This window comes from Pseudomonas sp. RIT-To-2, from assembly GCF_029623465.1.
Classification (GTDB): Bacteria; Pseudomonadota; Gammaproteobacteria; order Pseudomonadales; family Pseudomonadaceae; genus Aquipseudomonas; species Aquipseudomonas silvicola.
Genome location: NZ_JAPYKM010000005.1, coordinates 92,183 through 114,964, shown reverse-complemented (window position 1 = coordinate 114,964; position 22,782 = coordinate 92,183). Strand labels below are relative to the sequence as shown.

25 protein-coding genes are annotated in these 22,782 nt (G+C 59.5%); 2 read left to right on the top strand and 23 right to left on the bottom strand.

The annotated features are described in order from the left end of the window. Positions 1 to 143 precede the first annotated feature (143 nt). The 18 genes from glmU to QBK88_RS06430 all read right to left on the bottom strand — a co-directional run bounded on the left by glmU (position 144) and on the right by QBK88_RS06430 (position 16,084). Entirely contained in the window at positions 144 to 1,511 is a 1,368-nt protein-coding gene (gene glmU, locus QBK88_RS06515; protein ID WP_277961403.1) for a bifunctional UDP-N-acetylglucosamine diphosphorylase/glucosamine-1-phosphate N-acetyltransferase GlmU, read from the bottom strand. Between the two features lie 112 nt (positions 1,512 to 1,623). Further along, entirely contained in the window at positions 1,624 to 2,049 is a 426-nt protein-coding gene (locus QBK88_RS06510) for a F0F1 ATP synthase subunit epsilon (protein ID WP_158152982.1), read from the bottom strand. Between the two features lie 44 nt (positions 2,050 to 2,093). Beyond that, positions 2,094 to 3,470 carry a F0F1 ATP synthase subunit beta gene (gene atpD / locus QBK88_RS06505; RefSeq protein ID WP_277961402.1) on the bottom strand — a complete coding sequence of 459 codons (1,377 nt, stop codon included), beginning with the start codon at positions 3,468 to 3,470 and terminating at the stop codon, positions 2,094 to 2,096. A 27-nt stretch (positions 3,471 to 3,497) separates the two neighbouring features. After that, the gene (gene atpG / locus QBK88_RS06500; RefSeq protein ID WP_158152984.1) at positions 3,498 to 4,358 is read right to left on the bottom strand and encodes a F0F1 ATP synthase subunit gamma; all 861 of its coding nucleotides are present in this window, start codon (positions 4,356 to 4,358) and stop codon (positions 3,498 to 3,500) included. A gap of 50 nt (positions 4,359 to 4,408) precedes the next feature. After that, positions 4,409 to 5,953 (bottom strand): F0F1 ATP synthase subunit alpha, encoded by a 1,545-nt coding sequence (gene atpA / locus QBK88_RS06495; protein ID WP_158152985.1) that lies wholly within the window; start codon positions 5,951 to 5,953, stop codon positions 4,409 to 4,411. 21 nt (positions 5,954 to 5,974) lie between these two features. Further along, entirely contained in the window at positions 5,975 to 6,511 is a 537-nt protein-coding gene (locus QBK88_RS06490; RefSeq protein WP_277961401.1) for a F0F1 ATP synthase subunit delta, read from the bottom strand. 12 nt (positions 6,512 to 6,523) lie between these two features. Further along, on the bottom strand, positions 6,524 to 6,994 hold the full coding sequence (locus tag QBK88_RS06485) for a F0F1 ATP synthase subunit B (protein ID WP_008367083.1): 471 nt from the start codon (positions 6,992 to 6,994) through the stop codon (positions 6,524 to 6,526). A gap of 54 nt (positions 6,995 to 7,048) precedes the next feature. Continuing rightward, positions 7,049 to 7,306 carry a F0F1 ATP synthase subunit C gene (gene atpE, locus QBK88_RS06480; RefSeq protein WP_002555987.1) on the bottom strand — a complete coding sequence of 86 codons (258 nt, stop codon included), beginning with the start codon at positions 7,304 to 7,306 and terminating at the stop codon, positions 7,049 to 7,051. 147 nt (positions 7,307 to 7,453) lie between these two features. Continuing rightward, the gene (gene atpB, locus QBK88_RS06475) at positions 7,454 to 8,323 is read right to left on the bottom strand and encodes a F0F1 ATP synthase subunit A (RefSeq protein ID WP_268146834.1); all 870 of its coding nucleotides are present in this window, start codon (positions 8,321 to 8,323) and stop codon (positions 7,454 to 7,456) included. 16 nt (positions 8,324 to 8,339) lie between these two features. Then, positions 8,340 to 8,747, bottom strand: a complete 408-nt coding sequence (locus QBK88_RS06470) for a F0F1 ATP synthase subunit I (RefSeq protein ID WP_277961400.1) — start codon at positions 8,745 to 8,747, stop codon at positions 8,340 to 8,342. A gap of 148 nt (positions 8,748 to 8,895) precedes the next feature. Further along, positions 8,896 to 9,768 carry a ParB/RepB/Spo0J family partition protein gene (locus QBK88_RS06465; RefSeq protein ID WP_268146832.1) on the bottom strand — a complete coding sequence of 291 codons (873 nt, stop codon included), beginning with the start codon at positions 9,766 to 9,768 and terminating at the stop codon, positions 8,896 to 8,898. Between the two features lie 9 nt (positions 9,769 to 9,777). Further along, positions 9,778 to 10,566: a ParA family protein gene (locus QBK88_RS06460; protein ID WP_158152990.1), complete on the bottom strand. Its 789-nt coding sequence runs from the start codon at positions 10,564 to 10,566 to the stop codon at positions 9,778 to 9,780. An 18-nt stretch (positions 10,567 to 10,584) separates the two neighbouring features. Then, on the bottom strand, positions 10,585 to 11,223 hold the full coding sequence (gene rsmG, locus QBK88_RS06455) for a 16S rRNA (guanine(527)-N(7))-methyltransferase RsmG (RefSeq protein ID WP_268151262.1): 639 nt from the start codon (positions 11,221 to 11,223) through the stop codon (positions 10,585 to 10,587). A 5-nt stretch (positions 11,224 to 11,228) separates the two neighbouring features. Continuing rightward, positions 11,229 to 13,121, bottom strand: coding sequence for a tRNA uridine-5-carboxymethylaminomethyl(34) synthesis enzyme MnmG (mnmG, locus tag QBK88_RS06450; RefSeq protein ID WP_277961399.1), 1,893 nt, complete (start codon positions 13,119 to 13,121; stop codon positions 11,229 to 11,231). 471 nt (positions 13,122 to 13,592) lie between these two features. Beyond that, positions 13,593 to 14,273 carry a peptide-methionine (S)-S-oxide reductase MsrA gene (gene msrA / locus QBK88_RS06445; protein WP_277961398.1) on the bottom strand — a complete coding sequence of 227 codons (681 nt, stop codon included), beginning with the start codon at positions 14,271 to 14,273 and terminating at the stop codon, positions 13,593 to 13,595. A gap of 95 nt (positions 14,274 to 14,368) precedes the next feature. Further along, positions 14,369 to 14,632 carry a pentapeptide MXKDX repeat protein gene (locus QBK88_RS06440; RefSeq protein ID WP_277961397.1) on the bottom strand — a complete coding sequence of 88 codons (264 nt, stop codon included), beginning with the start codon at positions 14,630 to 14,632 and terminating at the stop codon, positions 14,369 to 14,371. A 70-nt stretch (positions 14,633 to 14,702) separates the two neighbouring features. Further along, positions 14,703 to 15,464, bottom strand: coding sequence for a molybdopterin-dependent oxidoreductase (locus QBK88_RS06435; RefSeq protein ID WP_277961396.1), 762 nt, complete (start codon positions 15,462 to 15,464; stop codon positions 14,703 to 14,705). After that, on the bottom strand, positions 15,461 to 16,084 hold the full coding sequence (locus QBK88_RS06430) for a cytochrome b/b6 domain-containing protein (RefSeq protein WP_277961395.1): 624 nt from the start codon (positions 16,082 to 16,084) through the stop codon (positions 15,461 to 15,463). The genes QBK88_RS06435 and QBK88_RS06430 overlap by 4 nt, the downstream gene beginning before the upstream one ends. Before the next feature lie 145 nt (positions 16,085 to 16,229). On the opposite strand from QBK88_RS06430, the gene QBK88_RS06425 reads away from it, so the two are divergent. Beyond that, positions 16,230 to 16,958 (top strand): response regulator transcription factor, encoded by a 729-nt coding sequence (locus QBK88_RS06425; protein ID WP_277961394.1) that lies wholly within the window; start codon positions 16,230 to 16,232, stop codon positions 16,956 to 16,958. Beyond that, the gene (locus QBK88_RS06420) at positions 16,955 to 18,415 is read left to right on the top strand and encodes a sensor histidine kinase (RefSeq protein ID WP_277961393.1); all 1,461 of its coding nucleotides are present in this window, start codon (positions 16,955 to 16,957) and stop codon (positions 18,413 to 18,415) included. The genes QBK88_RS06425 and QBK88_RS06420 overlap by 4 nt, the downstream gene beginning before the upstream one ends. A gap of 3 nt (positions 18,416 to 18,418) precedes the next feature. On the opposite strand, the gene mnmE is transcribed toward QBK88_RS06420, so the two are convergent. The 5 genes from mnmE to rpmH all read right to left on the bottom strand — a co-directional run bounded on the left by mnmE (position 18,419) and on the right by rpmH (position 22,350). Next, positions 18,419 to 19,789 carry a tRNA uridine-5-carboxymethylaminomethyl(34) synthesis GTPase MnmE gene (gene mnmE, locus QBK88_RS06415; RefSeq protein WP_268146815.1) on the bottom strand — a complete coding sequence of 457 codons (1,371 nt, stop codon included), beginning with the start codon at positions 19,787 to 19,789 and terminating at the stop codon, positions 18,419 to 18,421. Positions 19,790 to 19,871: 82 nt separating this feature from the next. Then, positions 19,872 to 21,557: a membrane protein insertase YidC gene (gene yidC / locus QBK88_RS06410; protein WP_268146813.1), complete on the bottom strand. Its 1,686-nt coding sequence runs from the start codon at positions 21,555 to 21,557 to the stop codon at positions 19,872 to 19,874. Between the two features lie 2 nt (positions 21,558 to 21,559). Then, positions 21,560 to 21,805, bottom strand: coding sequence for a membrane protein insertion efficiency factor YidD (gene yidD, locus QBK88_RS06405; RefSeq protein WP_158152999.1), 246 nt, complete (start codon positions 21,803 to 21,805; stop codon positions 21,560 to 21,562). Further along, positions 21,798 to 22,199 (bottom strand): ribonuclease P protein component, encoded by a 402-nt coding sequence (gene rnpA, locus QBK88_RS06400; RefSeq protein ID WP_268146810.1) that lies wholly within the window; start codon positions 22,197 to 22,199, stop codon positions 21,798 to 21,800. The genes yidD and rnpA overlap by 8 nt, the downstream gene beginning before the upstream one ends. A gap of 16 nt (positions 22,200 to 22,215) precedes the next feature. Beyond that, positions 22,216 to 22,350 carry a 50S ribosomal protein L34 gene (gene rpmH, locus QBK88_RS06395; protein ID WP_003213577.1) on the bottom strand — a complete coding sequence of 45 codons (135 nt, stop codon included), beginning with the start codon at positions 22,348 to 22,350 and terminating at the stop codon, positions 22,216 to 22,218. Between the last annotated feature and the right edge of the window lie 432 nt (positions 22,351 to 22,782).

Here is a 22,782-nt window from a genome sequence, read left to right as displayed (position 1 = left end):
AAAGATAACGGAAGCAATCAAAACCTATCGGCGGGTTTTCGTCAAGTGAACTGTGATTCAGGTGGCGGCAGGCGTTTTCATCAACTTATCCACAAGCTCGTAGCCGTAGCCTGACGGCAGCGGCTACGAAGTGGTTGGATACCTCAAGACTTCTTGATTTTCTCAGGGCGCTTCCAGCCGTCGATGTTGCGCTGGCGGGCACGACCCACAGCCAGTTGGCCTGCGGGCACTTCCTGAGTAATGGTCGAGCCCGCGGCCGTCGTGGCCCCGGCCTGGATATCCACAGGCGCCACCAACGAGTTGTTGGAGCCGATGAACACGTCCTCACCCATCACCGTGCGCCACTTGTTGGCGCCATCGTAGTTGCAGGTGATGGTGCCGGCGCCGATGTTGGTGCGTGCGCCAATGTCGGCGTCGCCCAGATAGGCCAGGTGGCCGGCCTTGGCGTCTTCGTGCATGTGGGTATTTTTCAGTTCCACGAAGTTACCCACATGGGCACGCGCTTCCATCACAGTACCCGGGCGCAAGCGCGCGAACGGACCCGCATCGCTGCCCTCGCCCATCACCGCGCCGTCCAGGTGGGTGTTGGCCTTCAGCACCACGCCTTTGCGCAAGGTACTGTCCTTGATGTAACAGTTCGGGCCGATGACCACGTCGTCCTCGATCACTACCTTGCCTTCCAGTATCACGTTGACGTCGATCAGCACGTCACGGCCGACCGTGACCTCACCGCGCACGTCGAAGCGTGCCGGGTCGCGCAGGGTGACACCCTGGGCCATCAGGCGGCGGCCTTCGCGAAGTTGATAGTGGCGCTCCAGCTCGGCCAGTTGCCGACGGTCGTTGGCACCCTGCACTTCCATGGCATCGTCGGGCTGCTCGGTAGCCACCACCAGGCCGTCACTGACCGCCATGGCGATCACATCCGTCAGGTAGTACTCGCCCTGGGCGTTGTGGTTGGACAGGCGCCCCAACCATTCGGCCAAGCGCTTGCCGGGTACGGCAAGAATGCCGGTGTTGCCTTCCTTGATGGCGCGTTGTGCCTCGCTGGCGTCCTTGTGCTCGACTATGGCGCTGACCAGGCCAGCACCATCTCGCACGATGCGGCCGTAGCCGGTGGGGTCGGCTAGGTTGACGGTCAGCAGGCCCAATTGCGCTGGGGTCACCAGGGCGAGCAGACGCTTGAGGGTGTCGACTTCGATCAGCGGCACATCGCCATAGAGGATCAGTACGGTTTCAGCAGTCAGTGCAGGCAGTGCCTGGGCGACGGCATGGCCGGTGCCGAGTTGCTGGTCCTGCAGGACGAAATTGAGGTCCGGCGCGGCAAGGCGTTCACGCACCAGGTCGGCACCGTGGCCGATCACCACGTGAATCCCTTCGGGGGCCAGCTGCCGGGCGCTGTGGATAACGTGGCCGAGCATGGAATTGCCCGCCACCGGGTGGAGTACCTTGGGGATGGCCGAGCGCATGCGCGTGCCCTGGCCTGCAGCAAGAATGACGATATCGAGGGACATTGACTGGCTACCAATCCGAAGCGGTCGGCAACTGCGACCGAAGAATGAAAAGCGGAAAAAGAAAAAGGGTAGCCGAGGCTACCCTTTTACTCAATCGCACAGAGGCTGCGGCTTATTTGCCGAACTTCTTGCGGATCTGCTGAACGGTGCGCAGCTGGGCTGCGGCCTCGGCCAGACGTGCGGCAGCAGCGCCGTAGTCGAAGTCGGCGCCTTGCTCGTTCAGGGCCTTCTCAGCAGCCTTGACGGCTTCCTGAGCGGAGGCTTCGTCCAGGTCGGCAGCACGCTGCACGGTGTCGGCAAGAACCTTGACCATGTTCGGCTGAACCTCGAGGAAACCACCGGAGATGTAGAACACCTCCTCTTCCCCACCCTGCTTGATCAAGCGGATCGGACCTGGCTTCAGATTGGTGAGCAACGGTGCGTGGCCCAGGGCAACGCCCAGGTCACCCAGTTCACCGTGTGCAATCACCATCTCGACCAGGCCGGAGAAGATTTCCCCTTCCGCGCTGACGATATCGCAATGGACTGTCATAGCCATCTGCTTGCCTCAACCTGATTAGCGCCCGTTGCCGGGCGCCGGGATTACAGTTTCTTGGCTTTCTCGATCGCTTCTTCGATGCCGCCGACCATGTAGAACGCTTGTTCTGGCAGGTGGTCGTAGTCACCGTTGAGGATGCCTTTGAAGCCAGCAATGGTGTCTTTCAGGGAAACGTATTTACCTGGGGCACCGGTGAAGACTTCAGCCACGAAGAACGGCTGCGACAGGAAGCGCTGAATCTTACGAGCACGGGTAACGAGTTGCTTGTCGGATTCCGACAGCTCGTCCATACCCAAGATCGCGATGATGTCTTTCAGCTCTTTGTAACGCTGCAGCACGTACTGAACACCACGAGCGGTATCGTAGTGATCCTGGCCAATGACCAGTGGGTCCAGTTGGCGCGAAGTCGAGTCCAGTGGGTCGACCGCTGGGTAGATACCCAGGGAGGCGATGTCACGGGACAGAACGACGGTAGCGTCCAAGTGGGCGAACGTGGTGGCTGGCGACGGGTCGGTCAGGTCGTCCGCAGGTACGTATACAGCTTGTACCGAGGTGATCGAACCGGCTTTGGTCGAAGTGATGCGCTCTTGCAGAGTACCCATCTCTTCAGCCAGCGTCGGCTGGTAACCCACGGCCGAAGGCATACGGCCCAGCAGTGCCGATACTTCGGTACCGGCCAGGGTGTAACGGTAGATGTTGTCGACGAACAGCAGAACGTCGTTACCTTCGTCACGGAACTTCTCGGCCATGGTCAGGCCGGTCAGCGCTACGCGCAGACGGTTGCCTGGTGGCTCGTTCATCTGACCGTAGACCAGGGCAACCTTGTCCAGAACGTTGGAGTCCTTCATCTCGTGATAGAAGTCGTTACCTTCACGAGTACGCTCACCCACACCGGCGAACACGGAGTAACCGCTGTGTTCCATCGCGATGTTACGGATCAGTTCCATCATGTTTACGGTCTTGCCTACACCGGCACCACCGAACAGACCGACTTTACCGCCTTTGGCGAACGGGCAGACCAGGTCGATAACCTTGATGCCGGTTTCAAGCAGGTCGTTGCCGCCCGCTTGTTCAGCGAACGAAGGAGCCGGCTGGTGGATACCACGGCGCTCTTCTTCACCGATCGGGCCGGCTTCGTCGATTGGGTTGCCCAGCACGTCCATGATACGGCCCAGGGTCGCTTTACCGACCGGTACCGAGATAGGAGCGCCGGTGTCGACCACGTCCAGGCCACGTTTCAGGCCTTCGGTGGAACCCATTGCAATGGTACGAACCACGCCATCGCCCAGCTGCTGCTGAACTTCCAGAGTGGTTGGCGCGCCTTGAACACTCAGCGCGTTGTAGATGCTCGGTACGCTGTCACGTGGGAATTCCACGTCGATGACGGCGCCGATGATTTGAACGATACGTCCGCTACTCATAGCAGGATCCTCTGAATATTTGAACCGTTAAACCGCGGCAGCGCCGCCGACGATTTCCGAGATCTCTTGGGTGATCGCAGCCTGACGCGCCTTGTTGTAGACCAGCTGCAATTCGCTGATCAGGTCGCCGGCGTTGTCGGTGGCGTTTTTCATCGCGATCATCCGCGCAGCCTGCTCGGCCGCGTTGTTCTCGACCACCGCCTGGTAGACCTGCGACTCCACGTACCGAACCATCAGGCCGTCCAGCAGCTCCTTGGCATCGGGTTCGTAGAGGTAGTCCCAGTGGTGCTTGAGTTCTTGATCCGGGGTTGCGACCAACGGAACCAATTGCTCGACCGTTGGCTTTTGCGTCATGGTATTCACGAACTTGTTGGACACCACGGACAGGCGATCAATACGGCCATCCAGGTAGGCATCCAGCATCACCTTGACGCTGCCGATCAGATCATTGATCGATGGCTCTTCGCCCAGGTGGCTGATCGCTGCAACGACGTTGCCGCCGAAGTTGCGGAAGAATGCCGCACCCTTGGCGCCGACCACGCACAGATCGATCTCGACGCCGCGCTCGCGGTTTACCGCCATGTCCTTGACCAGGGCCTTGAACAGGTTGGTATTCAAGCCGCCGCACAGACCACGGTCACTGCTCACCACGACGTAACCGACGCGCTTTACTTCGCGGTCGATCATGAACGGGTGGCGGTATTCCGGGTTGGCGTTGGCCAGATGTCCAATCACCTGGCGGATATGCTCCGCGTAGGGACGGCTGGCTGCCATGCGCATTTGAGCCTTGCGCATTTTGCTGACCGCCACTTTTTCCATGGCGCTGGTAATTTTTTGCGTGCTTTTGATGCTCGCAATCTTACTGCGAATCTCTTTTGCGCCTGCCATGTAACACCTATCAGGTTAGCAAGCGGGAGCCTCGCGGCTCCCGCTGCGGCTTACCAGGTTTGGGTGGCCTTGAACTTCTCGATACCGGCTTTGATGCCAGCGTCGATTTCGTCATTGAAGTCACCCTTCACGTTGATCTTCGCCATCAAATCGGCGTGATCGCGGTTGAAGTAAGCAATCAGGGCCTGCTCGAAGCTACCGATCTTGGCGATTTCGACGTCAGTCAGGAAACCACGCTCAGCGGCGTACAGCGACAGCGCCATGTCCGCGATGGACATAGGAGCGTATTGCTTCTGCTTCATCAGCTCGGTAACGCGCTGACCGTGCTCCAGTTGCTTGCGGGTGGCTTCGTCCAGGTCAGAAGCGAACTGGGCGAATGCAGCCAGTTCACGGTACTGAGCCAGAGCGGTACGGATGCCACCGGACAGCTTCTTGATGATCTTGGTCTGAGCGGCACCACCCACACGGGATACCGAAACACCGGCGTTCACTGCTGGGCGGATGCCCGAGTTGAACATGGCCGATTCCAGGAAGATCTGACCGTCGGTGATGGAAATCACGTTGGTCGGAACGAACGCGGAAACGTCGCCAGCCTGGGTTTCGATGATCGGCAGTGCGGTCAGGGAACCGGTCTTGCCAGTCACAGCACCGTTGGTGAACTTCTCGACGTACTCTTCGGAAACGCGCGATGCACGCTCCAGCAGACGGGAGTGGAGATAGAACACGTCACCTGGGTAGGCTTCACGGCCTGGTGGACGGCGCAGCAGCAGGGAGATCTGGCGGTAAGCCACTGCTTGCTTGGACAGATCGTCATAAACGATCAGCGCGTCTTCACCGCGGTCGCGGAAGAATTCACCCATGGTGCAACCGGAGTACGGTGCCAGGTATTGCAGGGCAGCCGATTCCGAGGCACTGGCGGCAACAACGATGGTGTTGGCCAGAGCGCCGTTCTCTTCCAGCTTGCGCACGATGTTGGCAATGGTCGATTGCTTCTGACCAATGGCAACGTACACGCAGAAGATGCCGCTGTTTTTCTGGTTGATGATCGCGTCGATCGCCATGGCGGTCTTGCCGATCTGGCGGTCACCGATGATCAGCTCGCGCTGGCCACGGCCGACAGGGATCATGGCGTCAACCGACTTGTAGCCAGTCTGTACAGGCTGGTCTACCGACTTACGCCAGATCACGCCTGGTGCAACTTTCTCGACCGCGTCGGTCTCGGTGTTGCCCAGTGGACCTTTGCCGTCAACAGGGTTGCCCAGTGCGTCGACGACGCGACCCAGCAGTTCCTTGCCAACCGGAACCTGCAGGACGCGGCCAGTGCACTTGGCGCTCATGCCTTCGGCCAGGGACTGGTAGGAACCGAGAATAACGGCACCTACGGAGTCCTGCTCCAGGTTGAGGGCCATGCCGAAGACGCCGCCCGGAAACTCGATCATCTCGCCGTACATGACGTCGGCCAGACCGTGAATCCGCACGATACCGTCAGATACGCTGACGACAGTGCCTTCGTTACGGGCTTGGGAGGTCACATCGAGCTTGTCGATGCGGCCCTTGATAATTTCACTTATTTCGGAAGGATTGAGTTGCTGCATTGCTCTGCTGCCCCTTCAAACTCAAGATTTCAATGCTTCGGCCAGCTGCGCGAGTTTGCCACGCACTGAACCATCGATTACCAGGTCGCCAGCGCGAATGACGACGCCCCCGATGAGGGAGGCATCTAGCGCGGCGTGCAGTCGCACTTCTCGGCCGAGCCGTGCACTGAGAACCTTGGCGAGTTTGTCTTGCTGTTCGTCGTTCAATGCAAATGCACTGGTTACTTCCACGTCTACGGATTTCTCTTGCTCGGCCTTGTACAGGTCGAACAGAGCCGCGATCTCCGGCAACAGCAGGAGACGGTCGTTTTCCGCGACAACATGAATGAAATTCTGTGCCTGGCTATCAAACTTTTCACCGCACACTTCAATAAAAGTGGCGGCCTTTTGTGCGCTCGTCAGTCGCGGGGCCTTGAGCAGGCGCTGCATGGTGTCGTCTTCCGACACCGCAGCAGCCAGGCCGAGCATGGCTGACCAATTGGCCAGTTGCTGGTGGGCCTGGGCATGCTCGAAGGCTGCCTTAGCGTAAGGTCGGGCCAACGTGGTCAGTTCTGCCATGATCGCCCTCGCTTAGATTTCTGCAGCCAGTTTGTTAACCAGCTCCGCGTGCGCGTTTTGATCGATTGTGGCGCCCAGGATCTTCTCGGCACCGCCTACGGCCAGAGCACCCACTTGGGCACGCAGCGCGTCTTTGACACCGTTCAGTTCCTGCTCGATCTCGGCCTGAGCCTGAGCCTTCACGCGATCAGCTTCGACACGGGCCTGTTCACGGGCCTCGTCGACGATCTGAGCGCCGCGTTTCTTGGCTTGCTCAATGATTTCGGCTGCCTGAGCTTTAGCATCGCGCAGTTGCTGACCCGCTTTGTCTTGGGCCAGCTCCAGGTCGCGAGCTGCTCGTTGTGCAGCGTCCAGTCCATCCGCGATCTTCTTCTGACGTTCTTGCAAAGCCGCGATGACCGGAGGCCACACGAACTTCATGCAAAACAGTACAAAAATGAAGAACGCAACGGACTGGCCAATCAGGGTTGCATTAATGTTCACGCCAACACCTCGCTCGTTCTTTGTTCACACCAATCAGCTCGAAGGTTCGAGAGATTAGCCAGCGAGTTGACCAACGAAGGGGTTCGCGAAGGTGAAGAACAGAGCGATACCAACACCGATCATGGTGACGGCGTCGAGCAGACCGGCAACGATGAACATTTTAACTTGCAGCATTGGGACCATTTCTGGCTGGCGAGCTGCGCCTTCCAGGAATTTGCCGCCCAGCAGGCCGAAGCCGATAGCAGTACCCAGTGCGCCCAGGCCGATCAGCAGAGCAACAGCGATAGCGGTTAGACCAACTACAGTTTCCATCTTTCCTCCCGACTTTTACGTCGTATTGGTTAGGTTTTCTTAGATTAAAGCGGTAAAACAAATCGTTTTTGCAGCAGCCCCGGCAGACTCCCCCCAAGGGCACCCTCCCACCAGGGTGGAAGGGTCATCAGACACGCCAGGCGGGTCTTAATGGTTCTCTTCGTGCGCCATCGACAGGTAGACGATGGTCAGCATCATGAAGATAAAGGCCTGCAGGGTGATGATCAGGATGTGGAACACAGCCCACGCCCATTGCAGGACAACACCCAGACCGCTCAGCCACAGCAGGCCACTGCCGAACATCACGGCGATCAGGATGAACACCAGTTCGCCAGCGTACATGTTGCCGAACAGTCGCAGAGCCAGAGAGATTGGCTTGGCGATCAGTGTCACGAATTCCAGCAGGAAGTTGACCGGGATCAGAATGATCTGAACCAGCATGTTCTTGCTGCTGAACGGGTGCAGGGTCAGTTCGCCGATGAAGCCACCCAGGCCCTTGATCTTGATGCTGTAGAAAATGATCAGTGCAAACACCGAGAGCGCCATGCCGAGCGTGGCGTTCGGGTCGGTGGTGGACACTGCGCGGAACGGGATCTCGTGGTCGCCGGTCACCAGGGCTGCCAGATGAGGAATCCAGTCGACCGGTATCAGGTCGATAGCGTTCATCAGGAACACCCAGGCGAAAATGGTCAGGGCCAGGGGAGCGATCACGGCGCTACGGCCGTGGAAGCTGTCCTTGACGCTGCCGTCGACGAACTCTACCAGCACTTCAACGAAGTTCTGCAGGGCGCCAGGCTGGCCCGAAGTCGCCTTTTTCGCCGCCATGCGGAAAATCAGGACGAAAATCAGGCCCAGGGCCACAGACCAGCCGAGAGTATCGACGTGGAAAGCCCAAAAGCCCATTTCCTTGGCTTGTGCTGCGGAGTGGGCAAAGCCCCAGCCGCCGTCTGGTAGTTGACCGAAGGTCAAGTTCTGCAAGTGGTGCTGGATATAGCCCGAAGCGGTTTCTGCTGCCATGGTTGCCTCAAACGCCCTAAGGTCTCGAAAGTCTTGTTTTCATCAGCAGGGGTGCGAACCAGCTGACCAGTTGGGTCAGCACGAAGACACCGAATACTGCCAACGGCGCCAATGGCTTCACTCCTGCAAACGTCAGCGCGAACAGCACTGCCGTCAAAATCAATTTGCCTGCCTCGCCAGCGTAGAACGACCGGACGATGGCTTGCGCGGCTCGGGCTCCGGAAAACCGGAAAGCCTTGTGAGCGAAATACAAATTCGGCAACCAGGCAATCAGTCCTCCAAGGAGGCCTGAATATCCACTGACTGCCCCGCGCCACTGCCACAACGCCAAGGCTGCCAACAGAAACACGACACATTGAGCCAGCAATACCGGAAATACCGCCAAGCGATGGAACGGCAGGCGGTTTGGCGTGCGGGTTTCCATCACAAATTGCTCCTCGTGAGTCGGCGCGCCAAAATCAATGACTTGGCATAATTTGTGCCGACAAAATGCGCGCAGAGTATAGGGGCGGTTAAGCCCCTATTCAACTGCCGGGTAGTGATTTCCGACTGCGCGCTACAAAAGGATTGTTTCAGCGGATGTGGGCGAGCACGCCCTGAAGCTCGTCCAGGGAGTTGTAACGGATCACCAACTGGCCCTTGCCCTTTTGCCCGTGACGAATCTGTACATCAGAGCCTAGACGCTCTGCCAGGCGCTGCTCGAGCCGGGTGATGTCCGGGTCTGGCTTGGCCGCTTCAACCGGTTCCGGCTTGCCGGCCAGCCACTGGCGAACCAGTGCTTCAGTCTGGCGCACGGTCAGGCCACGTGCGACAACATGTCGCGCCCCTTCCACCTGCTGTTCGTCCGGCAAACCGAGCAATGCACGGGCGTGACCCATTTCCAGGTCGCCATGGGCAAGCATGGTCTTGATCACTTCCGGCAGCGAGATAAGGCGCAGCAGGTTGGCCACGGTCACACGCGACTTGCCAACGGCATCGGCCACCTGTTGCTGGGTCAGCTGGAACTCGTGCTGCAGACGCTGCAGAGCGATGGCTTCCTCGACCGGGTTCAGGTCTTCGCGCTGGATGTTCTCGATCAGCGCCATGGCGATGGCGGCTTCGTCGGGCACATCACGAACCATGGCCGGAATGGTTTCCATCCCGGCCTGCTGGCTGGCACGCCAGCGGCGCTCACCGGCGATGATCTCGAACCGGTTGTTGCCGATTGGCCGTACCACGATCGGTTGCATCACGCCCTGGCTCTTAATCGAGTGGGCAAGTTCCTCCAGCGCTTGCGGGTCCATGTCCCGGCGAGGCTGGTATTTGCCGCGCTGGATGACGTCCAGGGGCAGGTGCTGCAATTCTCGCTGGTCGACTTTGACAGCCTGTTCTTCCAGCGCACTGACGGTTGGCCCGCTTAGCAGGGCATCCAGTCCACGTCCGAGACCTCGTTTCTTCACGGCCATGTGGATTCCTTAAGCTTTTTCAGCGCGAGTTTGGCGGCGCTGGCGACGAACCATCTCGCCCGCCAGGGCCAGGTAGGCCAGTGCGCCACGCGATTGTTTGTCGTAGGCCAGGGCCGGCATGCCAAAGCTTGGGGCTTCTGCCAGGCGGACGTTGCGCGGAATGACAGTGTCGTACAGCTGGTCACCGAAGTGTTCCTTGAGCTGCGCGGACACATCGTTGATCAGGCTCAGGCGCGGGTCGTACATGGTCCGCAGCAGGCCTTCGATCTTCAATTCCGGGTTCAGCAGTTCGGCAATGCGCTTGATGTTATCCACAAGGTCGCTGAGACCTTCCAGGGCGAAGTACTCGCACTGCATGGGGATGATCACCCCATCGGACGCCACCAGGGCGTTGAGGGTCAGCATCGACAGCGACGGCGGGCAGTCGATCAGGATGTAGTCGTAGCTCTCTCGGATGGGCGCCAGCGCGGTGCGCAGACGGCTCTCCTTCATCTGCATTTCCAGCAGTACCACTTCGGCCGCGGTGAGGTCACGGTTGGCCGGCAGCAGCTGGTAGCCGCCGTGTTCGGAGAAGTGCATGGCCTGGGACAGGTCGCACTCGCCAATCAACAGGTCATAGACCGAGTTTTCCAGGCCGTGCTTATCCACACCGCTACCCATGGTGGCGTTGCCCTGTGGATCGAGGTCGATCAGCAGCACGCGGCGCTTGGTCGCGACCAGCGATGCTGCGAGGTTGATGCAGGTGGTGGTTTTGCCCACACCACCTTTCTGGTTCGCGATCGCGAATACCTTAGCCATTATTGCGTGTGTTCCCAATCATGCCGTGCGGCGCAGTATCAGCAGATGACGTTGGCCTTGGCAACCCGGTACGGTCAAGGCCTGTGCGCTTTCGAGGTGAAAATCTGCCGGTAATGCTACCAGTTCATCAGCCGGATGCAGCCCTTTCATTGCCAACCAGCGTGTATTCGTGTCACCGAGGTGGCGCGTCCAGTTGCTGAAGTCCTCCAGGCTGCTGAACGCACGGGAGATGATCCCGTTGAACGGCACCTCTGGCTGGAAGGCCTCGACCCGGCTGTGGATAACTTGCAGGTTGTCCAGCTTCAGTTCCAGTTTGACCTGGGTGATGAAGCGGGTCTTCTTGCCGTTGCTGTCCAGGCAGGTGATTTTCTTTTCCGGAAACAGGATGGCCAGCGGCACGCCAGGCATGCCGCCGCCGCTGCCCACGTCCAGCCAGCGCTCGCCTTCACCGATGTGGGCGATCACGCTGAGGCTGTCCAGCAGGTGGCGCGACACCATCTCGTCGGGGTTGCGCACGGCGGTCAGGTTGTAGGCCTTGTTCCACTTTATCAACAGGGCCAGGTAGGCCAGCAGTTGATCGTGCTGGGCCTGGGTCAGTTCGACCCCCAGTTCCCGAGCCCCTTGGGCCAATTCCTGGGAGTGGTGCGGGGTGACCATAGAACTCAAGCGCTTTGCTCCAACTCACGGCCTGCGCCGCGTTTTTTCAAATGAATCATCAACAGCGAGATGGCCGCCGGCGTGACACCCGGGATGCGCGAAGCCTGGCCCAGGGTCTCGGGACGGGTGGCCCCCAGTTTGCCTTGAATCTCCTTGGAAAGCCCGGAGATGGCCGCATAGTCGATATCCACAGGCAGCCGGGTGTTTTCGCTGGCCCGCAGGCGAGCGATTTCGTCCTGCTGACGGTCGATGTAGCCGGCGTACTTGGCCTTGATCTCGACCTGTTCGGCCACCTGTGGGTCGAGGGCACCTTCGCCGGTCACCTCGATCAGGCCGTTGTAGTCGATTTCCGGCCGGGTCAGCAGGCTCATCAGGTTGTATTCGTGGCCCAGTGGCGTGCCGAATTTCTCGGCGATGGCATCGCCGCGCTCGGTACCCGGGCGTACCCAGGTGCTTTTCAGCCGCTGTTCTTCCAGCTCGATGGCTTCGCGCTTGGTGCAGAACGCTGCCCAGCGGGCGTCATCGACCAGGCCAAGCTCACGGCCTTTCTCGGTCAGGCGCAGGTCGGCGTTGTCTTCGCGCAGGATCAACCGGTATTCGGCGCGCGAAGTGAACATGCGGTAAGGCTCCTGGGTACCCAGGGTAATCAGGTCGTCGACCAGCACACCGATGTAGGCCTCGTCACGGCGCGGGCACCAGGCATCACGGCCTTGTGCACGCAGCGCGGCATTGGTACCTGCCAGCAGGCCCTGGGCACCGGCTTCTTCGTAACCGGTGGTGCCGTTGATCTGGCCAGCGAAAAACAGGCCACCGATGACCTTGGTTTCCAGGCTGTACTTCAGGTCACGCGGGTCGAAGTAATCGTATTCGATGGCGTAGCCGGGGCGAACGATATGGGCATTCTCCATGCCGCGGATCGACCGCACGATCTGCAACTGCACGTCGAACGGCAGCGAGGTGGAAATGCCATTGGGGTACAGCTCATGGGTGGTCAGGCCTTCCGGCTCGATGAACACCTGGTGGCTTTCCTTGTCGGCGAAGCGGTGGATCTTGTCTTCGATCGACGGGCAATAGCGCGGGCCAACACCTTCGATCACACCCGAATACATGGGTGAACGGTCCAGGTTGGCGGCAATGATCTCGTGGGTACGGGCGTTGGTGTGGGTAATCCAGCAACTGACCTGGCGTGGGTGCAGTTCCTTGTTCCCCATGAACGACATCACCGGTATGGGCGTGTCACCCGGTTGCTCGGTCATTACCGAGAAATCCACCGAACGGCCGTCGATGCGCGGTGGCGTACCGGTTTTCAGGCGGCCCACGCGCAGCGGGAATTCACGCAGTCGACGTGCCAGCGCCGTGGAGGGCGGATCCCCTGCACGGCCGCCCGAGTAATTTTCCAGACCGATGTGGATAAGTCCGGCAAGGAAGGTACCAGCGGTCAACACCACCGAGTCGGCGAAGAAACGCAAACCCATTTGCGTGACCACGCCGCGAACCTGGTCCTGCTCGACGATGAGGTCGTCGCACGACTGCTGGAATATCCACAGGTTGGGCTGGTTTTCCAGGATCTCGCGTACCGCGGCCTTGTAGAGAATGCGGTCGGCCTGTGCACGCGTGGCGCGAACGGCTGGACCCTTGCGGTTGTTCAACACGCGGAACTGGATGCCGCCTTTATCGGTAGCCAAAGCCATGGCGCCGCCCAGTGCGTCGATCTCCTTGACCAGGTGGCTTTTACCGATGCCACCGATAGCCGGGTTGCAGCTCATCTGCCCGAGGGTTTCCACGTTATGGGTCAGCAGCAGGGTTTTTGCGCCCATGCGTGCTGACGCAAGCGCAGCCTCGGTTCCGGCATGGCCGCCGCCGATGACGATCACTTCAAAACGGGAAGGGAAATCCACCACGCACCTCGTGCCTGTTCATTGATGGGTAATTGGGATAGCTCACCAGTATAGGGACTTACCCCCCCCTAAAGGAACCTTTTGCACAAAATTTAACCAGCTGTGGATGAACGGCAGAAATAAAAATAGAGAAAGAAATTTATAAAAGCTTTGTTTTTATGTTTATTCTTATGCACATGCCTATCTGTGGATAAAGCTCTACAGGCCTTTATCTGCGTACTGTACAGAGAAATTGAACCCTGTGATCATGTGGCCCGGAGCCCCTTGGATAACCGGATTTAACCTGTGGATGAAAGTGGTGGTTATCCACAAGGGGTTTTATCTACATCTTTCGAGCCCGCTTATCACCAGACCTGAGGCATGGTTTTCCACAGGGCTTATTTCACGCCTGTTGGTAAGTTTTCGTGCGAGCGGGCATGAAAAAGCCGCCCGAAGGCGGCCTTGAAATGATCCACAGGTGGATAAGCAGGGTTATCGGCTGACCAGCACCGGGTCATCGCGGTAGCGGTCGGGGAACAGCTTGGCCAGGTTGGCGATCTTGGGCTGATCGTTGATCACGATGTAGAGGCTGTGAGGGTTCTGCACCAGGTAGTCCTGATGGTATCCCTCCGCAGGGTAGAAGCCGTTCAGGTTCTCCACAGTGGTCGCCAATGGTCTGGAAAAGACGTGTGCCGCGTCCAGCTGCGTGATGTAGGCCTGCGCGACCTGTTGCTGCTCAGTATTGCCGGCAAACACGGTTGAACGGTACTGGGTGCCCGTGTCAGGCCCCTGGCGGTTGAGTTCAGTGGGGTCGTGGGCCACGGAGAAGTAGACCTGCAGTAGTTGCCCGTAGGTGATCTGCGTGGGGTCGTACGTCACTTGGACCGACTCGGCGTGGCCGGTATCGCCGTTGCCGACTTCCTCGTAATGCGCGGTTCGCGCCAGCCCGCCGGCGTAACCCGAAACCGCCCGAGTCACGCCTTTCACGTGCTCGAACACCCCCTGCACGCCCCAGAAGCAGCCACCGGCGAACACGGCCGTCTCGCTGTGGGCAACTTTTGTACTCTCGTCGAGCTTGGGTGCCGGTACAACCGCCGCAGGTTCTGAAGCCCCTGCACAGGCCGCTGTGGACAATATGCCGATAGCCAGCAGTGAACGGAATAGCGAATTCATGGGCACTCTCCTGCAGAACTTATTCACAACTCAAGCCTTGCCTGAATCCGCGACATTCATCCACTACCGCGCGGACTCGCTGGAGGTGTATGGGCTCATTGATCCTTTTTCATGGTGTCCTGGGGCATGGTGTCCTTCTTCATGGTCCCCTTCTGCATGCTCTCGCCTTTCATCGCCCCCTTGGACGTAGTGGTGTCCTTTTTCATCGTCGTGTCCTTCTTCATCGTGTCCTTGGACATGGAACCGCCGGACATGCTGCCGTTGCCCATGGAGTCATTGCTCATGGTATCGGCGGCATAGGCAGCGGCCGTGCCCAAAGCCAGACACAGGGACAGAACGATTGTGGATACTTTTTTCATGGTGTTACTCCTTCACGCGTGGGTTAGCCTGCACGACGGGACGCCGTGCGGTGGATAAACACTAGGTTTGTCAGCTGCCACCAAACCAGTTGTAGCCTTGGTCCTCCCAGTAGCCACCGGGGTAGGTGTTGGTGACGAAAATCGCCTGGATATGCTTGGGGTTTTTGTAACCAAGCTTGGTGGGCATGCGCAGCTTCATTGGAAAGCCGTACTGGCGTGGCAGCGTCTGGCCGTCGTAGGTCATTGCAAGCAACGTCTGCGGGTGCAGGGCGGTGGCCATGTCGATGCTGGTGTAATAGTCATCGGCGCATTTGAAGCCAACGAAGCGGGCACCGGTGTCAGCACCCACGCGCTTGAGGAAGTCGCTGAAGCGTACCCCACCCCAGCGGCCGATCGCACTCCAGCCTTCCACGCAGATATGGCGGGTGATCTGGTCGGTCTGGGCCATGGCCTGCAGTTCCTCCAGGCGCCAGCTGCGCTTGTCCGCCACCAGCCCGGTGACTTCAAGCCGGTAAGTGGCCTGCTCTACACTGGGAGCATCGTCCTCGCCATAAAAGGCGTTGAAGGGGAATGGCCGGGTGATCATCGACTCGTCGTACACCGGTGCCAGCGCTTTTGGGTCGAACAGCCAGCCCTGTACCCGGTCGTTGAAGCGCGAAATGCTCGCCAGGGCCGTTTCCACCTGCTTGTCATTGCTGACGCCACACCCGCTGAGCATGGCCACCCCGCCCAAAGTAAGGCTGCGCAGCAGGAATTGGCGACGGCTGCTGTCATGAATGCGTGGGGCCAGCAGTTTGCGTGCCTCATCAAGAATGTACTTATCCACAGTCATGATGCCCTGCCCCCTTTGCCGGTAATCATCAGCAACAAGGTGCGCGGCACCAGCGCCACCATCACCAAGTGCACTGCCACGAAGGCCATCAACAAGGCCATGGCAATGAAGTGCACACGCCGCGCTGACTCGTAGCCGCCCAGCAATTCACGCAACAGGCCGAACTGCACGGATTTCCACAGCACCAACCCGGACATGACCAACAGGGTGATATCCACAATGGCGAACAGGTACGCCAGCCGTTGCACCTGGTTGTAATGGCTGAGGTCGTCGTGCGTGAGCTTGCCGCGCAGGGCTGTGGATAAATCCCGGAGTACGCCGCGGGGCGAGAGCGGGAAGAAGCGCCGGAGCAGGCGGCCGCTGGCTATATTGAGCATCAGGTAGAACACACCGTTGGCGAACAGCAACCACATTCCGGCGAAATGCCACTGCAACGCGCCGCCCAGCCAGCCGCCGAAGGTCACAGCTTGTGGAAAAGAAAAACCGAACAGGGGCGAGGCGTTATAGATACGCCAGCCGCTGGTGACCATGATCAGTACGGCCAGGGCATTGAGCCAATGGGTCAGGCGCAGCCAACCTGGGTGGCTGGCGCTATCGCTCATGGTTGCTGTGCTGGCCATCGCGGGCTCCGGGTATCAGCGTTCATGGGGCTATTGTTCGGCCCTGCCGATCTCGAAGTCCTCACGCAGACTTAAATTAAATGTGATAACTGCCAGCGGGCTTTTTCGCGACAATGGCGTTCAAGACGCCTGGGGATAACTTCATATGGAACGGCCAAAACGCGTGCTCATTGTTGAAGATGACGCCCACATCGCTGACCTGCTGCGCCTGCATCTTCGCGATGAAGGCTATGTGGTGGAGCACGCCGACGACGGTCATCTGGGCGTGCGCATGCTGGAAGAGGGCCAGTGGGACGCGCTGGTTCTGGACCTGATGCTGCCTGGCATCGACGGCCTGGAGATCTGCAAGCGTGCAAGGGCCATGGCCCGCTACACCCCGATCATCATCACCAGCGCGCGCTCAAGCGAGATGCACCGCATCCTGGGCCTGGAGCTGGGCGCCGATGACTACCTGGCCAAGCCCTTCTCCATGCTGGAGCTGGTGGCCCGGGTACGGGCGCTGCTGCGCCGCACCGATGCCATGGCTCGCAATGCACGGCTGGAGTCAGGCCTGTTGATAACTCATGGGCTCACCATCGACCCGGTGGCGCGTACTTCCAGCCTGGACGGCAAGCCGGTAGAGCTGACGCCACGGGAGTTCGACCTGCTGTATTTCTTCGCCCGTCACCCCGATCAGGTTTTTTCGCGTATGGACTTGCTCAACGAAGTATGGGGTTATCAACACGATGGCTACGAGCACACCGTGAATACCCATATCAACCGCCTGCGAACCAAGATCGAAGAGGATCCGGCAGCGCCACGGCGAATTCTCACGGTGTGGGGGCGCGGTTATAAGTTTGCCACCCTGCCAGCGACCCCACAGGCGGCCTCATGAAATTCCTTACCCTCAGCCAGCGCCTGTCGCTGGTATTCGCCGCCTTGCTGCTGGCGTGCAGCGGCGTGGCGATCTGGCTGCAGATCAGCGCCAGCACCCGCCACGAGCAGGAAGTGGTGCAGCGCCTGTCCAGCGGCCTGGCCGCCCACATCGCCGGCACGGCCCAGTTGATGGATACCAGCGGCTGGCGCCCGGAAGCGGTCCACGAGCTGTTCGACAAGCTGATGGCGGTCAACCCCTCCGTGGAGCTGTACCTGTTAACCAGGGACGGCAGGATCGTGGGTAACGGCGCCCCCGACAACAATCTGAAGCGGCAGACCGTGGACCTTGCCCCTGTGCATAAGTTTCTGGGCGGTGCACCGCTGCCGGTACTGGGGCAAGACCCACGCAACCTGGATGTGGATAAAGTGTTCAGCGCCGCGCCAGTGCAGGTGGGGGGCCACGATGGCGGCTACGTCTACGTGGTATTGCAGGGGGAAGCCCATGATGCCCTGGCCGCCGCGCTGTCCCGCGACTCAACCCTGCGGGTGGCCCTGTGGATAATGTTGTTCATGGTGGTGCTGAGCCTGATCATGGGCTTGATCGCTTTCCGCCTGATCACTCGGCCGTTGCGCGCCTTGACGCAAACCGTGCGCGAATTCGACGCCAATGGCGACAAAGCGGTGGTATTGCCACTGGGTGCTGTGGATAAAGGTGATGAGATTGGCGTGTTAAGCACTGCGTTCGCCCAGATGCGCCAGCGTATCGCCGAGCAATGGCAGGAATTGACGCGCCAGGACCAGCAGCGCCGTGACCTGGTGGCCAATATTTCCCACGACCTGCGAACCCCCCTGACTTCGCTGCATGGGTATCTGGAAACATTGCGAATCAAAGATGAGAGCCTGAGCCAGGAAGAACGCCGCCATTATCTGGACGTGGCGCTGGGGCAAAGTAGAAAGGTAGGGCGGCTGGCGCAGGAGTTGTTCGAACTGGCGCGGCTGGAATCAGGCCTGGTTCATCCACAGGCTGAAGCGTTCGCATTGCCCGACCTGGTTCAGGATGTGCTGCAGAAGTTCGAACTGGCCGCCGAGGCACGTCAGCAGAAACTGGAAGTGGACATGCCCGCCGCCGTGCCGACGGTCACTGCGGACCTGGGCATGATCGAACGGGTACTGACCAACCTGCTGGACAATGCCATACGCCACAACCCGCCGGGCACACGGATCATCGTGCGCCTGCAAGGCCAGGGAGCGAAGGTTCAGGTGGAAGTCATCGATACTGGCAAGGGCATTGCGCCTCAGCTGCATGCAGGGCTGTTCACTCGTGCTTCAGCCTTGCGCCGATCATCACCAGAAAGCGGCGGGTTGGGGTTGATCATTGTGCAGCGGATGTTGCAGTTGCATGGCAGTGATATACACATCAGCGCAGGGCAGCCTTCGGGCACTATCCTGCGTTTCAGGTTATCCACAGCGGCCTGACGGTTACTTCCCGATACAAAAGCTCGAAAAGATTCGTCCCAGCAGATCATCGGAGCTGAACGCGCCGGTGATTTCACCCAGTGCATGCTGGGCCTGGCGCAAATCTTCCGCCAACAACTCGCCGGCACCTGCCAGTGTCAGTTGATCACGGCCATGTTCCAGTGCCGTGCTGGCGTGGCGCAATGCATCCAGGTGACGACGGCGGGCGCTGAAGCTGCTTTCGGCTGTCTGTTCATAGCCCATGCACGCCTTCAGGTGGTCGCGCAGCAGGCCCAGGCCCTGCCCCTCGTCCTTGGCGCTGAGGCTAATGGTCACATGGCCGTCTGCACTTTGCTGCATATCCACAGGCTCGCCAGTGAGGTCTGCCTTGTTGCGAATCAGCGTGACCTTGGCCATGGCCGGGCGGGTTTCGAGGAATTCCGGCCACAGGGCGAACGGATCACTGGCCTCCGGCGCGGTCGCGTCTACCACCAGCAATACTCGGTCAGCTTCACCGATAGCCTTCAGGGCACGCTCCACACCGATTTTTTCCACCTGGTCATCGGTGTCGCGCAGGCCTGCGGTGTCCACTACGTGCAGGGGCATGCCATCAATGTGGATATGTTCGCGCAAAATATCCCGGGTGGTGCCGGCGATATCGGTGACGATGGCGGCCTCGCGACCAGCCAGCAGGTTCAGCAGGCTGGATTTTCCGGCATTCGGCCGCCCAGCGATGACCACCGTCATGCCGTCGCGCAGCAAGGCGCCCTGCCCGGCTTCGCGCATGACTGTGGACAAGTTGTCCCGCACGTCATCGAGCATGCTCAGCACGTGCCCATCGGCGAGAAAGTCGATTTCTTCCTCGGGGAAGTCGATGGCCGCCTCCACGTAAATGCGCAGCGCGATAAGTTTTTCCGTGAGGTTATCCACACGGCGGGAAAAAGCCCCCTGCAGTGAACGTACGGCGTTGCGCGCCGCCTGGGCGGAACTGGCTTCGATCAGGTCGGCGATAGCCTCGGCCTGGGCCAGGTCGAGCTTGTCGTTGAGGAATGCGCGCTCGCTGAATTCACCCGGCCGGGCCAGGCGGCAACCCAGTTCCAGGCAGCGTTGCAGCAGCATGTCCAGCACCACAGGGCCACCGTGGCCCTGAAGTTCCAGCACGTCCTCACCGGTGAACGAGTTCGGCCCGGGGAAGTAAAGTGCCAGGCCCTCGTCGATGACATCCCCATCAGCGCTGCGCATAGGCCCGTAGTGCGCATGGCGCGGGGTTAGCTGGCGGCCGGCGATGGCCTGGGCTGCCGCGCTCGCCAGTGGCCCGGAAATGCGCACGATGCCTACACCGCCACGGCCCTGGGCAGTAGCAATGGCGGCGATGGTTTCGCGGGGAACGTTCATGGTGCAGGCCTCACATAAAATCGACAGATAGCAAAACGCCCCACGAATGGGGCGTTTATCCACAGGTTAGATGATCAACCTGTCAGGCGGCAGCTTTCTTGCTTTTCGCCTCGATACCACGGGTGATGTACCACTGTTGCAGAATCGACAGGGTGTTGTTGGTCACCCAGTACATCACCAGACCTGCAGGGAACCACAGGAAGAAGAAGGTGAAGACGATCGGCATCAGCTTCATCACTTTGGCCTGCATCGGATCCGGCGGCGTCGGGTTCAGACGCTGCTGGATGAACATGGTCGCGCCCATGATGATCGGCAGGATGAAGAACGGGTCCTTGATCGACAGGTCGGTGATCCACAGCAGCCAAGGCGCCTGGCGCATCTCGACGCTTTCCAGCAGTACCCAGTACAGAGACAGGAAGACCGGCATCTGCACCACGATCGGCAGGCAGCCACCCAACGGGTTGATCTTCTCTTTCTTGTACAGCTCCATCATGGCCTGGGACAGTTTCTGACGGTCATCGCCAAACTGTTCCTTCAGCTGGGCCAGGCGAGGAGCCACGGCACGCATGCGCGCCATCGACCTGTAGCTGGCGGCCGAGAGAGGGAAGAACAGCAGCTTGATCATCAGGGTCAGGACGATGATCGAGAAGCCCCAGTTACCCAGCAGCAGGTGGATATGTTTCAGCAGCCAGAAGATCGGCTGGGCGATGAACCACAGAATGCCGTAGTCGACAGTCAGTTCCAGGCCAGGGGCCAGGGTCTTGAGCTTGTCCTGGATCTTCGGGCCTGCGTACAGCACAGCGCTGGTCTCGACCTTGGCGCCAGGTGCGGCGGTCAGCGTCGGGCCAGTGAAACCGATGATGTAGTTGCCAGCACTGTCCTTGCGGGTCGACATGGCGTTGTTGTCCGAACTGCTCGGAATCCACGCCGTGACGAAATAGTGCTGCAGCCAGGCTACCCAACCACCCTGAACGGTTTCTTTCAGGTTGCCCTTGTCGATATCTTTCATCGATATCTTCTTGTAGGGCTCGGCCGGAGTACCCAGGGCGGCGCCCAGGTAAGTCGCGGTACCGGTGGCGGTGCTCGACGACGGGTCGGCGCTGTTGTCACGCTTGAGTTGCGCGAACAGGTTGCCCGACCACGGCGTGGTGCCCTGGTTGTCGATCAGGTAGCTGACCTTCAGGTCGTACTCCCCGCGGTCCAGGGTGAAACGCTTGATGTAGTTGACGCCATTGGACGAAAACTTCAGGTCCACCACCAGTTGGTTCTGGCCTTCAGCCAGCTGGTAGCTTTTCTGTTCGCTGCTGTACAGCGGGCGGCCCGTGGAGCGCGAGTCCGGGCCGTCGGTGCCGACCAGGCCGCTTTGTGCCAGGTAGGTACGTTCGCCGCCGTTGTCGAACAGCTGGAACGGCACGTCAGGATGGTCCTGGCGGCGCGGGTATTCCGGCAGAGTCAGTTGGGCAACGTCGCCCCCGTTCGGATCGATAGCCAGATCCAGGACATCGGTCTTGATTCGGATCAGGTTCTTGCTGCCGGCGTCCGGGGCCAGGGTAGGCGCGGGAGCATTGGCAGAGGGTGCGCTGGGTACGTCGGCACTTGCTTGAGCATTGTTACCCAACGGGGCTTCGGGCAAGTCCGATGCGCCAGTGCTGGTAGCAACATTCTGAGTCGGCAAGGCAGCCTGGCCATAGTCCTGGTTCCATTTCAGGACCATGGAGTAGGACACGACTGCCAGTGCGGCGATCAGGATCGTGCGTTTAATATCCATGATTACTCGGCTATCGAAGAATTACGGGGAGATGGGGCAGGCGGAACCGGGTCTAAACCACCGGCGTGCCATGGGTGGCATCGACCCAGGCGTCGGAGGGTCAGCCAGCCGCCGCGAAGAAGTCCATGGAGTTCGATGGCTTCCAACGCGTAGCAGGAACAGCTGGGGTAAAAACGACAGTGGTTGCCCATCAGCGGGCTGATGGCATAGCGGTAAAACTGGATCGGAACGATGGCCAGTTTACGCATCTTGACTGTCTACCCCTACAGTTTCGGTCTTCACCACTGGAGCGGCGCGACTACGAGCAAGTCGCTTCCAGAGTTTGCCAAAATGCTGATGCAATTCCGGGTTTTCTACGTCACCCAAACCTTTACGCGCGACAATGACGATATCCCAGCCGACCAGGATGTCCTGGTGCAGACGGAACGAGTCGCGCATCAAGCGTTTGAGTCGGTTGCGCTGAACGGAGAGCTTGACGCTCTTTTTGCCGATCACTAACCCCAGACGAGGGCGATCGAGCTCGTTTTCGCGCGCAAGGAGCAGCAGGTTTTTCCCTGGAACCTTGCCGGTCGGGGAGTCAAAGACCGCTTTGAAGTGTCGGGCTGTCAGAAGACGCTTTTCCCGACTGTAGTCCTGACTCACCCCCAGTGCCGAGTGATCAAACTGCCAGACGCGCACGGCCTTTGGCACGGCGACGCGACAGTACGGCACGGCCGTTCTTGGTGGCCATGCGAGCACGGAAGCCGTGGGTGCGGGCGCGTTTGATGGTGCTGGGTTGGAAAGTACGTTTCATGGCGTGTTACCTGGTTCGTCCACAACGGGCCGGAATGGACCCCGTTTTAAGAGACCGGCGATTCTATTGAAAGCAAGGCCTCAGGTCAATTTCCAACCAGCTTTTCCTTTCCATGGGCATGACCGTCGGTCTGACAGGCCAACCTCGCGGAAAATATAGAAATAGAGAAGGGACTTATTTAAAGCTTTTCTGAAGAATTTATAGATCTTAGGGCGGCACCCTTCTGTGGATAACCGGTTATAGGCCTTATTTTACGGGGTTTTCAGAGATCCGTAACCCTGTCGAGAAACGGTGCTGCGGCTGTGTGGCGACCTCGGAAAAGCTGTGCATGAAAAGGCGAGTTATGCACAGGCGAGTTATGCACAGATTTCAACCCCCAGTTGTGCAGAACCCTCAGAGGCGGTTATCCACAGAGTTTATTCACAGGGCCTT